Origin of the sequence: Micromonospora sp. C51, from assembly GCF_018070435.1 — a bacterium.
Lineage (GTDB): Bacteria > Actinomycetota > Actinomycetes > Mycobacteriales > Micromonosporaceae > Micromonospora > Micromonospora sediminimaris.
The window spans coordinates 23,650-36,357 of the sequence record NZ_JAGPXQ010000034.1 but is presented as its reverse complement, the minus strand read 5'-3'; the positions used below and the strand labels follow the sequence as shown (position 1 = coordinate 36,357).

The 12,708-nt window shown below is 71.9% G+C and carries 14 protein-coding genes; 7 read left to right on the top strand and 7 right to left on the bottom strand.

The window, feature by feature from the left end:
- The first annotated feature begins 79 nt into the window (after positions 1-79).
- Positions 80-607, top strand: a complete 528-nt coding sequence (locus KBX50_RS25350) for a GNAT family N-acetyltransferase (RefSeq protein WP_210940191.1) — start codon at positions 80-82, stop codon at positions 605-607.
- Between the two features lie 32 nt (positions 608-639).
- Here KBX50_RS25350 and KBX50_RS25345 read toward each other — a convergent pair whose 3' ends face one another.
- On the bottom strand, positions 640-1,425 hold the full coding sequence (locus KBX50_RS25345) for an aldo/keto reductase (RefSeq protein ID WP_210940190.1): 786 nt from the start codon (positions 1,423-1,425) through the stop codon (positions 640-642).
- Positions 1,426-1,526: 101 nt separating this feature from the next.
- Between KBX50_RS25345 and KBX50_RS25340 the strand changes: the two genes are divergently transcribed.
- Together KBX50_RS25340 and KBX50_RS25335 are read left to right on the top strand one after the other, a co-directional pair.
- Entirely contained in the window at positions 1,527-2,573 is a 1,047-nt protein-coding gene (locus KBX50_RS25340; RefSeq protein ID WP_210940189.1) for a DNA polymerase ligase N-terminal domain-containing protein, read from the top strand.
- Positions 2,574-2,589: 16 nt separating this feature from the next.
- The gene (locus KBX50_RS25335; protein WP_210940188.1) at positions 2,590-3,783 is read left to right on the top strand and encodes a threonine synthase; all 1,194 of its coding nucleotides are present in this window, start codon (positions 2,590-2,592) and stop codon (positions 3,781-3,783) included.
- A 42-nt stretch (positions 3,784-3,825) separates the two neighbouring features.
- On the opposite strand, the gene KBX50_RS25330 is transcribed toward KBX50_RS25335, so the two are convergent.
- The 4 genes from KBX50_RS25330 to KBX50_RS25315 form a co-directional block, all read right to left on the bottom strand.
- The gene (locus KBX50_RS25330; RefSeq protein ID WP_210940214.1) at positions 3,826-5,622 is read right to left on the bottom strand and encodes a glycoside hydrolase family 15 protein; all 1,797 of its coding nucleotides are present in this window, start codon (positions 5,620-5,622) and stop codon (positions 3,826-3,828) included.
- Between the two features lie 89 nt (positions 5,623-5,711).
- Positions 5,712-6,116 (bottom strand): cupin domain-containing protein, encoded by a 405-nt coding sequence (locus KBX50_RS25325; protein ID WP_170863296.1) that lies wholly within the window; start codon positions 6,114-6,116, stop codon positions 5,712-5,714.
- A 233-nt stretch (positions 6,117-6,349) separates the two neighbouring features.
- Positions 6,350-6,757 (bottom strand): hypothetical protein, encoded by a 408-nt coding sequence (locus tag KBX50_RS25320; RefSeq protein WP_210940187.1) that lies wholly within the window; start codon positions 6,755-6,757, stop codon positions 6,350-6,352.
- Positions 6,758-6,967: 210 nt separating this feature from the next.
- Positions 6,968-7,489 (bottom strand): septum formation initiator, encoded by a 522-nt coding sequence (locus tag KBX50_RS25315; RefSeq protein ID WP_210940186.1) that lies wholly within the window; start codon positions 7,487-7,489, stop codon positions 6,968-6,970.
- A gap of 103 nt (positions 7,490-7,592) precedes the next feature.
- Between KBX50_RS25315 and KBX50_RS25310 the strand changes: the two genes are divergently transcribed.
- The 3 genes from KBX50_RS25310 to KBX50_RS25300 all read left to right on the top strand — a co-directional run bounded on the left by KBX50_RS25310 (position 7,593) and on the right by KBX50_RS25300 (position 10,215).
- A complete protein-coding gene (locus KBX50_RS25310) occupies positions 7,593-8,285 on the top strand; it encodes a response regulator transcription factor (protein WP_210940185.1) in 693 nt (230 codons plus the stop codon).
- Positions 8,282-9,550 carry a HAMP domain-containing sensor histidine kinase gene (locus KBX50_RS25305; RefSeq protein WP_210940184.1) on the top strand — a complete coding sequence of 423 codons (1,269 nt, stop codon included), beginning with the start codon at positions 8,282-8,284 and terminating at the stop codon, positions 9,548-9,550. Before KBX50_RS25310 ends, KBX50_RS25305 begins: the two co-directional genes overlap by 4 nt.
- A gap of 134 nt (positions 9,551-9,684) precedes the next feature.
- Positions 9,685-10,215 carry a PepSY domain-containing protein gene (locus KBX50_RS25300; RefSeq protein ID WP_210940183.1) on the top strand — a complete coding sequence of 177 codons (531 nt, stop codon included), beginning with the start codon at positions 9,685-9,687 and terminating at the stop codon, positions 10,213-10,215.
- Positions 10,216-10,286: 71 nt separating this feature from the next.
- Here KBX50_RS25300 and KBX50_RS25295 read toward each other — a convergent pair whose 3' ends face one another.
- Positions 10,287-11,174, bottom strand: coding sequence for a sulfotransferase domain-containing protein (locus KBX50_RS25295; RefSeq protein WP_210940182.1), 888 nt, complete (start codon positions 11,172-11,174; stop codon positions 10,287-10,289).
- Positions 11,175-11,268: 94 nt separating this feature from the next.
- Between KBX50_RS25295 and KBX50_RS25290 the strand changes: the two genes are divergently transcribed.
- Positions 11,269-12,273: a beta family protein gene (locus tag KBX50_RS25290; RefSeq protein ID WP_247674400.1), complete on the top strand. Its 1,005-nt coding sequence runs from the start codon at positions 11,269-11,271 to the stop codon at positions 12,271-12,273.
- On the opposite strand, the gene KBX50_RS25285 is transcribed toward KBX50_RS25290, so the two are convergent.
- Positions 12,257-12,538 (bottom strand): adhesin, encoded by a 282-nt coding sequence (locus tag KBX50_RS25285; protein WP_093401937.1) that lies wholly within the window; start codon positions 12,536-12,538, stop codon positions 12,257-12,259. The two genes, KBX50_RS25290 and KBX50_RS25285, sit on opposite strands and share 17 nt — an antisense overlap.
- Between the last annotated feature and the right edge of the window lie 170 nt (positions 12,539-12,708).

The window sequence follows — 12,708 nt, the reverse complement described above, 5'->3', positions numbered from 1 at the left end:
GTGGCCCCACCCCGGGGTTGCTCCGTGGTGTCACGAACTCGCAGACTTGGGAGCCGCTACGACGGGGGACCGAGCTGACGTGGACGTACGCCTGGAAGGTGACGGGATAGTCCTGCGCCCGTGGTCCGAGCGCGACCTCGGGCAACTGGTCACGCTCTTCGACCATGCCGAGATGGCGTACCGCCTACCGGTGGCGACCCCGTTCGACCTGGCTGCCGCCGAGCGGTACCTGAACACCGCCCGGCGTGCCGAGCAGGCCGGTGACCGGATCTACCTCGCCGTCACCAGCGGCGACGACCTGGCCCGGGGCGAGGTGATGCTCAACCTGGCCGCGGGGACCATCGGCTACGCGATCGGCCCGGCCTATCGCGGTGCACGCCTGGCCAGCCGCGCGCTGCGGCTGCTGACCGGGCACGCCCACCGGGTGCTCGGCCTGCCGACGGTGTATCTGGAGATCGAGGCGGACAACATCGCCAGTGTGGCCGTGGCCCGGTCCGGCGGCTACCGGCCGACCGGCGATGAGCCGGTTTTCGTCGAGGACAAGGGCCGCCGCTACCCGCTGCATCGCTGGGCGCACACCGACCCGGAGCCGCCGGCCGTCACCTGACGACGATCGACGGCCGGCACACCGCAGACGGGTCAGGAGCCGAGGGCGTCGATGTCGCGCATCTCCTCGGCGGTCAGCGAGAAGCCGAAGATGTCCGCGTTGGCGCGGATCCGCTCCGGCGTCACCGACTTGGGGATCGCCACGATCTCGTGGTCGAGGTGCCAGCGCAGCACCACCTGGGCGGGCGAGACGTTGTGTGCCCCGGCGATCCGGGTCAGCACCGGGTCGGACAGGTCGGTGGTCTTGAACGGGCTGTAGCCCTCCAGCACCACCCCACGGTCCCGGTGCTCGGCGTGCCGCTGTCGGTCGTAGAGCCGCGGTCCCCACTTGATCTGGTTGACCGCCGGGTTCTCCTCGGTCGCCTGGATCAGCTCGTCGATCTGGGCGGTACTGAAGTTGCTGACCCCGACCGCCCGGGTCAGCTTCGCGTCGCGGGCGGCGAGCATCTCCCGCCAGACCGGGATCAGGTCACCGGGGTTGCTCGGCGGCCAGTGGACCAGCCACAGGTCGACGTGGTCGACGCCGAGGGCGCGCAGGCTCTCCTCGATCGTCTCCCGTTCCCGGCCGACCCGCTCCGGTGGCAACTTGGTGGTGATGAAGACGTCCTCCCGGCGCAGCCCGCTCTCCCGGATCGCGCGGCCGACCTCCTCCTCGTTGCCGTACATGGTGGCGGTGTCGATGTGCCGGTAGCCGGCGTCGAGCGCGGCGAGGACGGCCTTGTAGCCCTCTTCGCCGGTCGCCTGCCAGGTGCCGAAGCCGAGCAGCGGTATCCGGACGTCACCGGGGAGAACTGCGGTGGGGTGGTCACTGTGGTTCATGTCGACCGTTCTACCCCCGATGACGCTCGGCATGCCCGAGATCGGGCGCGTCGAATCCCGCCGCCGGGCGCGTCGGCGCGATTTGCCGGAGAATGCGGGACGTGGCTGACCGGCTGGAGGAGTACCGGCGCAAGCGGGACGCCGCGCGTACCCCCGAGCCGGTCCCGGCCGAGCGTCCCCGGCGGTCCCGGGCCGGCGACCGCGCCCGGTTCGTCATCCAGCAGCACCACGCCCGCAGCCTGCACTGGGATCTGCGGCTGGAGCGCGACGGAGTGCTCGTCTCCTGGGCGGTGCCGCGTGGGCTGCCCCGTGATCAGGGGCGCAACCACCTCGCCGTGCACACCGAGGACCATCCCATGGAGTATCTCGACTTCTCCGGCGAGATCCCGGCCGGCGAGTACGGCGGCGGCCGGATGCTCATCCACGACCGGGGCACCTACCGCTGCGAGAAGTGGCAGGACCGCGAGGTGGTGGTCGAGCTGCAAGGGAAGCGGACCAGCGGACGGTACGTGCTCTTCGCCACCGGCGGACGCGACGGCCGGGACTGGATGGTGCGCCGCACCGACCCGCCACCGCCGGGCTGGAGCGCCATGCCCGACCTGGTCGCGCCGATGCGTCCCACGCCCGCCGGCCGGCTCCCCACCGATCAGGACGCCTGGGGGTACGAGCTGCGCTGGGACGGGATACGCGCGGTGGCGTACGTCTCCGGCGGACGGCTGCGGCTGCTCTCCGAAGCCGGTGAGGAGATCACCGGTGGATATCCGTGGCTGCGGCCGATGGCCGAGGCGCTGGCACCGACCGAGGTCGTGCTGGACGGCGTCCTGGTCCGCATCGATCGCGCCGGGAAGGTCCGGCCGGCGCGGGGTGGGCGCAGCACCGTCGATGCCCAGTACCTGCTTGTCGATCTGCTGTGGTTGGAGGGGGTGAGCAGCCTGGAGTTGCCGTACCCGCAGCGTCGGGAGTTGCTCGACTCGCTGGCGTTGGCCGGGCCGCACTGGCAGACTCCGCCCTGGTTTCCCGGCGCCGGTGCCGAAACCATGCGTGCGGCGCGTGAACAGGGCCTGCCCGGGGTGGTGGCGAAGCGGCTGGACTCCGCCTACGAGCCGGGTCGCCGCAGCCGCGCGTGGCGCAGCGTGGACGCGAGCTGAGACGGCGAGGAGCGGCGTGTATCTGACCCACCTCGAATGCCCGCGCTGCGGCCGGGAACACGACGCTGGCGTACCGCAGAACCTCTGCGAATGCGGCTCACCGCTGCTGGCGCGCTACGACCTCGCGGCGGCCGGGCGGGTGATCGAGCCGGAGCGGTTCGGGTTGCGCGCGGCCGATCTGTGGCGTTACCGGGAGCTGCTGCCGGTGGCCGACCCGCGGCACGTCACCACCCTCGGCGAGGGATGGACGCCGATGCTGCGCGCGCCGGCGTACGGCGCGGACATCGGCGTCGACGACCTGCTGGTCAAGGACGAGGGGTTGACGCCGACCGGCTCGTTCAAGGCGCGTGGTGCCGCTGTCGGCGTGAGTCGGGCCCGGGAGCTGGGCATCCGGCGGATCGCCATGCCGACCAACGGCAACGCGGGCGCGGCGTGGGCCACCTACGCGACCCGGGCGGGGCTGGGCGCCACCATCGTGATGCCACTGTCCGCACCGAGCATCTGTCGTCGGGAGTGCGTGGCCGCCGGTGCCGACCTGCGCCTGATCGACGGCCTGATCGGCGACGCCGGGCGCCAGGTGGCCGCGCTGGTCGCGGCCGCCGAGGGCACCGTCTTCGACGCCGGCACGCTGCGCGAGCCGTACCGCCTCGAAGGCAAGAAGACGATGGGGTACGAGATCGTCGAGCAGCTGGGCTGGCAGGTGCCCGACGTCATCATCTATCCGACCGGCGGTGGCGTGGGGCTGATCGGCATCCACAAGGCTCTCGGCGAGCTGCGGGAGTTGGGCTGGGTCGAGGACAAGCTGCCCCGTCTGGTGGCGGTGCAGGCCACCGGCTGCGCGCCGATCGTGCGGGCGTTCGCCGCCGGGGACGACCGGGCACAACCGTGGGAGGACGCCCACACGGTGGCGTTCGGCATCACCGTTCCGGCGCCGTTGGGCGACGAGTTGATTCTCGCCGCGCTGCGCGCCACCGCCGGCACCGCGATCGCGGTGGACGACACCGAGATCCTGACCGACCTGCGGGACTTCGCCGCCCGGGAGGGCCTGCTGCTCTGCCCCGAGGGGGCCGCCTGCCTGACGGCCGCGCGTCGGTTGCGGGCCGGCGGCTGGATCCGGGCGGGTGAACGCGTGGTCGTGCTGAACACCGGTGCTGGCGTGAAGTATCCGGAGACGATCGACGTGTCCGGCGTACCGGTGCTGCCCCGTTGACGTGTGGTGGCGCCCCGCCGTCGAGGCGGGACGTCGCGGACGTCATTCGGCGGTGGGATCGGTCAGCCGCCACGCGGCGTTGACCTGACCGATGTGGGACAGCGCCTGCGGCGTGTTGCCCAGGTGCGCCCCGGTGGCCGGATCGATCTGCTCGCTGAACAGCCCCACGTCGTTGGCGTACCCGGTGACCTGCTCGAACAGCCGGGCGGCCCGTTCCCGTTCGCCCGCCAGCACCAGGCACTCCACCAGCCAGAACGAGCAGAGCACGAATCCGGCCGGGTCGTCCTCCCAGCGGTGGATCAATCCGTTGTCCCCGCCGAGTTCCCGCTCGACCGCTTCGATGGTGGCCCACATCCGTGGGTCGGTGGCCGGCAGGAACCCCACCACCGGCAGGTACAGGGCTGCCGCGTCCAGGTCCGGCGACCCGAAGGCAGTAGTGAAGACACCCCGGCGCTCGTCGAAACCGTCGCGGAGGATGGTGGCCCGGATCTCGTCCCGGATGCCGGCCCAGCGCCGCACGTCCGCCTGCTCCCCCAACTGCGGGGCCAGCCGCACCGCCCGGTCCATCGCCACCCAGCAGAGCACCTTGGACGACAGGTAGTGCCGCTCCCGGTCGCGCGGTTCCCAGATGCCCCGGTCGGGCAGTCGCCAGGTGGTCGCCACCTGCTCGGTGAGGCCGAGCACCATGTCGCGCAGCTCGGCGGGGAGTTGCTCGCCGAGGTAGTCGTGCATCCGCCACACCGCCGAGATGACCTCACCCGGCACGTCGAGCTGCCGCTGCCGCCAGGCGTCGTTGCCGGCGCGTACCGGTCCGTTTCCGGCGTAGCCGAGCAGGTGGGGACAGACATGCTCGGAAACGTCGCGTTCCCCTTCGAGCCCGAACAGCACGGGCACCGGATCGGAACCGATCCGGCCGATCGAGCGGGCGGCCCATTCGAACAGGCGGGACGACTCGGTCGGGCAGGCCGCCACCCACAGCGCCCGCATCGTCATGGCGAAGTCCCGCAGCCAGCAGAAGCGGTAGTCGTAGTTGCGGTCGGTGCCGAACTGTTCCGGCAGCGAGGTGGTCGACGCCGCGGCGACCGCGCCGCTGCGGGCGTATGTGAGGCCGGTGAGGACCGTTGCGCTGTGCCGCACCACCTCGGCATAGCACCCCTCGTACCGGTGGCTCTCGCGGAACGCCTCCCAGGCCAGCACCGTGTCCGTCAGGGTGGAGATCGGGTCCAGCCGGGCCGGTGGTTCGCCGTACGCCGACGCGTAGGCCAGATCGAAACCGAGCGCCTGCCCCGCGTCGACGGTGAACGTCTGCCGCACCCGGTCCTGTTCGACGCGTAGGGGCAGCCCGGTACTGCGCAGCACCAACGCCACCGGCCCGGCCACGGCCGTGACCGAGCCGTCCGGCAACTCCCTCAGGTACGGGGTGAGCAGGCCGTACTCCGGTCGCGGGCGGTAGTCCAAGGTCATCGGCACTCGGCCGGACAGTCCCTCGACGACGCGCAGCAGCACGGCCGGGGAGCGCATGCCGAACTCGTGGGCGCGGGCGCCCACCTCGGCGGCGAGGGCGTCGGTGACGGCCACGCTGCCCTCCGCGGTGTGGTGCACGGTGCGCAGCACCAGCGTGTCCGGCTGGTACGAGCGCTGCACCCGGTGCCCGGACTGTCCTGCGGCCACCGGTGCCAGTTGCCAGTGACCGCCGTTCGGGTCGAGCAGCCGACCGAAGACCGACGGCGAGTCGAACCGGTTCGGGCACCACCAGTCGATCGAGCCGGCCCGGCTGACCAACGCGCCCGAGCGGCAGTCGGAGAGGTACCCGTAGTCGGAGATCGCCGGCTGCTCCATGCGGGTCGGCGTACCCGGGATTCCGGGCCTCATCACCACGCCTCGCCGGTCTCGGCCGCCCAGGGCGAAGACCGGCGAGGGCGGAGAAATCAGGAGGTGGGCGGTTCGTCCTTCCCAGCGGCCTCGGCGGCGTCGGCCTCCTCCTTGGTGCGGTGTACGGCCTGGTCGGCGTGCTCCGGCGGCCCGTAGACGGTGTAGAGCACCAGCGGGTTGGGCCCGGTGTTGACGAAGTTGTGGCGGGTGCCGGCCGGTACGACCACCAGGTCGCCCTGTACCACCTCGCGCTTCTCCCCGGCCACTCGCGCCTCACCGGTGCCGCTGACGAAGGTCAGGATCTGGTCGATGTCCTCATGGACCTCCTCACCGATCTCGCCGCCCGGCGGGATCGTCATGATCACCAATTGGGTGTGGTTCCCGGTCCACAGCACCCGCCGGAAGTCCGGGCTCTTCTCGGCGACGGTAGCGATAGTGAAGTGCTCCATGCCCCGACACATACCCCATTGCGGACCGGTCCACGCCGCGGTTCGCAAATGGTGGAATTGACCACCGCCCGGCGGTTTGGACCGGCACAGATCGGGGATCGACACCAGCGACCGGTGCGACCGGTCATGCCAGGTCCCCGCTGACGTACCGCCGTACGGCTGCGGCGGTGGGAGACGGCCGAGCGCGGCGCGGTTTCGACCCTCGGGTCAACGGCGCCGCGCGCTCGTGTGCGGCTGGCGCTTGCTCAGGAGAGCACGGCCAGGTGGAAGGGACGGTCGGCGGCCGACCCGACACCGTCGAAGGTGGTCACGAAGACGGCGTTCGGGATGCCGGTACGACCCGCGACCGCGATCTGTCCGGCCGGAGCAAGGCCGGTGCTCCCCGGCAGTCCGACGGTGCCGACCATGCTGGCACCGGTCACGTCCTGGTCGAAGACCACCTGGTACATCCCGGTCCGCAACCGGTTGGCCGCCGCCGCGCCCAGCCCTCGGACCAGGTGACCGTCGGCGTTGACCACGGCGAAGAGGACTCTCGCGGTCGATGGCATGCCGCCGCCGGCGCAGGTGGTGTGTTCGGCCTCGGCGTGGGCCGTGGCCTCGTCCCCCGGCACCGGCTGCGGTGCACCTCTGCTCCTGGCTCGCGCGCTGGACATCGGACTCCTTCCCCGACCCGGCCGAGCGGCCCTGGCGTGTTGAGTTGGTTGCGATACCTAAAGGGGGATCAGCGCCGATCAGCCCCCTTTGCGCCTCGAACGTATGTCGCGTTCCCTGTCGGCAGCCAGGCGAATGACTGTCCGATACGAGACATTGGGCCTGTTGATCATGCTACTGACCTGCGGTGATACCTGAGACGTGTGCGCGGCTCAGTCGTCGTCGAGGTCGACGGTGGGCACCCCACCCGCGCATCGAACGGACAGCTCGTACTCGCCGCTCGGCCCGACGAACGTGACGTCCGCGTCGTCGTCCGGGCCACGATCGACGTCGTCGACCCGGTAACCCGGTCGCGCGCTCCAGGAAACCAGGTAGACCCCGCCCGGCACGCACTCGGCAACCGCGCTGCCGCCCACCGTGGAGAAGCCGCGCCGGTTGCCCGGCACCGTGCTCGGGTCGCCCGGCGACACCGGGCCCGATGGCGACCCGTCCGGGCCGACGCCGGTCGGCCCGTTGCCGGGTGCCGGGGTACCGGTCGGCGCGCCGCCGGAGGATCCGGTGCCGGCCGGGACCGGCTCGGCGAGCGCGCGGGCGATCTCCTCCTGGCTGCGTACCCCACCGGGCGTACCGGTGAGGCTCTCCCCCACCAACCGGATCGCGGCGATCCCGACCAGTGTGGCAACGACCGCGGTGGCCAGCCAACCGGCCACGGCGAGGAAGGTTCGACGGCCCATCACCCGACTATCCCCGATCAACGGTTGGGGCTACCTTCGGGCAACGCTAAGGGACGGTTAACGAAGCCGGCCGACGCGGATCGCCGGGGATACCCTGCCTGCTGTGGCCCGCCTGCTGCTGATCGAGGACGACCTGACCATCCGTGCCCCGCTTGTGCGGGCGCTGCGCGAGCGGGGACACGCCGTGGCCGCCGCCTCGACCGCGATGACCGGGCTGCGCGACGCCCTCGACGACCGCCCCGATCTGGTCGTACTCGACCTCGGGCTGCCCGACCTGGACGGCCGCGAGCTGCTGCGGATGCTGCGGGCCGTCAGCGTCGTCCCGGTCATCGTGGCCACCGCCCGCGACGACGAACGGGAGATCGTCCAGGTGCTCGACGCGGGGGCCGACGACTACGTGGTCAAACCGTTCACCGCCGCCCAGCTCGACGCGCGGGTACGCGCGGTGCTACGTCGCGGATCAGGTGGACCGACGGAGGATCCGACGGTGGTGGTCGGTGGGCTGCGCATCGACCCCCGCTCCCGGCAGGTCAGCCTCGACGGCGCGCCGGTCGAGCTGACCCCGCGCGAGTTCGACCTGTTGCGGCATCTGGCCACCCGGGTCGGTGAGGTGGTGACCAAGCGGGAGCTGCTGACCGAGGTGTGGCAGATCCCGTACGGCGGTGCGGACAAGACCGTTGACGTGCACCTGTCCTGGCTGCGCCGCAAGCTCGGCGAGAGTGCCCAGCAGCCGCGCTACCTGCACACGGTACGCGGAGTCGGGGTGCGGCTGGTCGCTCCGGAGGTCGGCGGGTGAGGGCGCGCCTGGCGCTGCTGGTGGCCGCGGTCAGCGTCCTCATCGTGATCGCTTTCCTGGTGCCGCTGGCGTTGCTGCTGCGCACCGCCGCCGAGGACCGGGCCACGGTACGGGCCACCGCCGACGCGCAGAGCCTCGCTCCGGTGGTGGGCGCCGCCGACGCGGAGACCGTACGGCTGACCGTCGAGCAGCTCGCCGCCGAATCGGCCCGGCCGGTCAGCGTGTTCCTGCCGGACGGCACGGTGCTCGGCTCGAACGCCACCCGTACCCCGGCGGTGGAGTTGGCCGAGCGCGGGCAGAGCCTCACCGCCGAGACGGCCGATGGCCGGGAGGTGGTCATCGCGGTGCAGGGCCGCACGGACGGCACCACCGTGATCCGCACCGTGGTGCCGCGTGCGGAGATGACCGTCGGCGTGGGTCGTGCCTGGCTGGTGCTGGCCCTGCTCGGAGCGCTGCTGGTGCTGATCGCCCTGGCCGTCGCCGACCGGCTGGCCCGCACGCTGGTCCGCCCGATCAGCGAGCTGTCGGAGGTCTCGCACCGGTTGGCCAACGCCGAGCTGGACGCGCGGGTGAGCCCGTCGGGACCGGTCGAGTTGCGCGAGGTGGGTGGCGCCCTCAACCACCTCGCCGGCCGGATCCAGGAGTTGCTGGTGCACGAGCGGGAACAGGTGGCCGACCTGTCGCACCGGCTGCGTACGCCGCTGACCGCCCTGCGGCTGGAGGCCGAGTCACTGCGCGACCCGCAGGACGCCGCCCGGGTGATCGACGCGGTGGACGGCCTTGAGCGGGCGGTCACCGGTCTGATCCGGCAGGCCCGCTGGCGTACCCCCACTGATGGCGCGGTGGTCGCCGACGCCGCGACCACCGTGGCGGACCGGGTCGCCTTCTGGTCGGTGCTGGCGGAGGAGACCGGCCGCGCGGTCGACCTCGACCTGACACCCGGCCCGGTTCCGGTCGCCGTCGCGGCCGACGAGCTGGCCGCCGCGCTGGACGCCCTGCTCGGCAACGTCTTCGCGCACACCCCGGACGGCACCCCCTTCGCCGTCCGGCTCCGCGTCGTCGGCGACCAGGTGGTCCTGACGGTCGCCGACGAAGGCCCCGGCATCACGGCCGACCTGGTACACCGAGGAGCGAGCCAGGCCGGCTCGACCGGACTCGGGCTCGACATCGCCCGCCGGGCGGCCCAGGCCAGCGGCGGCCGACTGACCCTGGGCGAGCGCACCGGCGGCGGCGCAGAGGTGAAGCTCTGGCTCGGCCGCGCGTAACCCGCCGCGCCCGACCTGGCCCCACCCCCGCCCGTGAGCAGATCCGGTCTTAACCGGGGCTTAGGGTTTGGACAGCGCGCTGCTATCGCGGCACGGCCGATCCTCGATGCAACAACCGAGGAGAGGTGTAGACGATGAAGCGCAACCCCCTGATCCTGGCGTCGGTCGGCGGCGCGGCGGCGGTGCTCGCAGTGGCCGGGGTGTTCCTCGGCGTCGCGGCGGCGGACGACGGTCCGGCACGGCAGACGACCCTGACCGCCGCGACCGGCGCCCCGACGACCGCGGCTGTCCCCGCCGACCCCACCGGCCCCGCGACCGCCGACCCGAGCGGCACCACCACGACCGATCCGAGCAGCGCCGCACCCAGCGCTCCGGCGCAGACCCAGTCGGCGACCGAGGGTGATGCGGTGAGTCGGGAGCGGGCCGGTGAGATCGCTCTGGCACAGGCCGGTGGTGGACAGATCACCGAGACCGACCGGGACGAGGAGAACGGCCGGGCCGTCTGGGAGGTCGAGATCGTCAACGGCGGCACCGAGCACGAGATCGACGTCGACCGGCAGTCCGGTGAGGTCGTCAAGGCCGAGCAGGAGCCGGTGGACGACGATGACGACCGGGACGACGACGATGACGATGACGACGATGACGACGACCGGGACGACGACTGACCCGATCAGCGGGCCGGAGACGGCTCGGTCAGCGCCCCGGAGCGGCACCCGCCGCTCCGGGGCGCCGGCGGCTACGCCTCGGCACGATGCAGCCAGGCCAGCAGGTCCGGCGGCGCCAGGGTGGCGACCCGGGCGCGGTAGTGGGCGCGGGCCGTTGCGTCCAGCAGTTCGTTGCCCTGACCGGACCGACCACTGCGGAAGAAGGCGTTGCGTTCCCTCAGCACTCCGGCGGCGTCGGGCGCGAGCCGGTCGGCGCGGGCCCGCATCCGGTCGAAGGTGGCCGCCGCCACCAGGTGCGGTCCGGGAGGTTCGAGGTCCAGGCGTTCGGCCAGGTGCCGCATCTGCCCGGTCAGGTCGGCCCGAAGGTCGTCGTAGTGGACGAGGTGCACGTTCGGCTGGTGCCGGCGGGCCCAGGCGTCGCGTAGATGCCACATGACACCCGGCAACGAATCCAGTTCAGCGCGTGGATCCGGATTCGCGTCGATCCAGCGTACGAGCGCCTGCTCGACCGACGGGCGAGGGCTCTCCGACTCCGGTGTCGCGGGCTGACCGGTCAGCTCGGCGAGCCGGGCGCGATCCAGATTGGCACTCTGGTGGTGCAGCGAGACCGCCGCGTCGAGCGGATGGCGGGCCACCACCACGTAGTGCACCCGGGGATCAATCGGTACCCCGTCCAGCGGGGTGTGGGTCTTGATGAAGCGGCGGTGCCGCTGGGCGGCCAGCCGCGCGTAAACCCGCTCCTTCGGCTCGACCAGCCAGTCGAGCCAGGGTGACAGCTCGGTCAGCGGGGCCGGCAGTTCCGGCGTACGCAACACCAGCAGGGCGCAGATCATCTGCATCCAGGTCGTCCCGCTCTTGGAGCGGGTGCTGATCACGATGTCCCCGGGGCGGAAGGGGAAGCCCTGCCAGCGGGCGCTGTCCTCGTCGGCGGACCGGTACCGGGTCGGTGCGTCAGACACCACGCGAGGATAGTCAGGCAGTTGACACCTGTCCGGCGATTTCCCGCTGCTCCGCTCTGGGTGGTGGGTAATCGTCTGGCTACATTGAATTATGATGCCCGCCCCCGGAGGACGGGCGGAGGAGCCGGTCTACCGTCCTGTCCTCACCGCACGGCGCGGGGAGTTGGAGGCGCTCGGCCACCTCGACGACGCCCTCGCCCCGATGCTCAGCCCGATCCTGCAACTGTCCGAAGTCGACAAAACCGTCATCGACCCGCTGACCCGACTGCCACCCGGGCTGCTTCCCGCCGTCGATATCGGCGCCCTACCCGACACCACGGCCTCCGCGTTGGCCCGCCGGGGCGTACCGCTGGTGCCGGTGATCGGCCTGACGGACGGTGAGCGGCGGTTGGCGGCGCTCGGTGCCATGTCCCGCGCGCAGACCCGACGGGGCGTGGTACGCCTGCGGCTACGGCAGGACCGGGCCGGTCCCGACGCCACCACCACGGCCGTGGAGCGGATCGGAAGACACGCACGGCTGGCCCCTGAGCAGTGTGATCTGGTGCTCGACTGTGGTGACGTGTGCTGCCCGGCCGACGTCCGGCTGGCCGAGCCCCGGGTCCGGCGGATGCTGGACTGGGCCCGCCGACACGCCTGGCGTTCGGTGAGCGTGGTGGCCGGTGGCATGCCGCCGGCCCTGTCCCGACTGCCCATCGACGAGCCGGTACGGGTGGATCGCTGGGACTGGCTGCTCTGGCAGCGACTGGCCGACCTGGGGGTGACCTTCGGCGACTACGGCGTGACCTCGGCCGCGGCCCAGCCGGCCGTCGACCGGCACCTGACGGTCCCCTACACCGGCGACGGCGCCTGGTTGATCCACCGCTGGTCGCGCCGCCGTGGGCAGGGCGACCAGCGGATCGCCGACCTGTGTCGCACGCTGGTGTCGGGCCCGCACTGGCCGGCCACGGGCGCGAGCTTCTCCTGGGGCGATCAGGAAATCGCCCGCCGAGCGAGGCGGGGTGCCGGGGCCGGCTCGGCCACCAACTGGATGGCGTGGAGCACCTCACACCATCTGGCCCACGTACTGAACGCGCTGGCCCGAGCTACTCCTTCTCGGTGAACCCGAACTGCACGACACCCTCGTCGTCAACGGTCGCGTCGACCGAGGCATCACCGAGCAGGTCGGCCGCATCGGAATCCAGGAAGATCCGGGCACCCTGGTTGTCGACCACGTGGTCGCCCTCGATCGGCGCGGGCACCAACTCGACGGTGAGCGAGCCGGCGGTGGTGTCCGCGGCGATGCGTACGCCGCCGCCCTCGGAGACGTCCTGCTGCGCGGCGAGATCACGGATCACCAGGACGGCATTGTCGGTCATCGTGAGCATGGTGGGACTCCTCGTGGGTTTCTGGGCTCCCAGGCGGTGCCACCCACCGCCACATCGGGGCAGCTCAAGGCCCCTCCAGACCCCAACGGTGCCCGCTGTCGAGGCGTCCGTCAAATAGAGCGATGTCAGCGCGACACAAGGCATGACGGCCCGCTGGACGGGTATCCGAG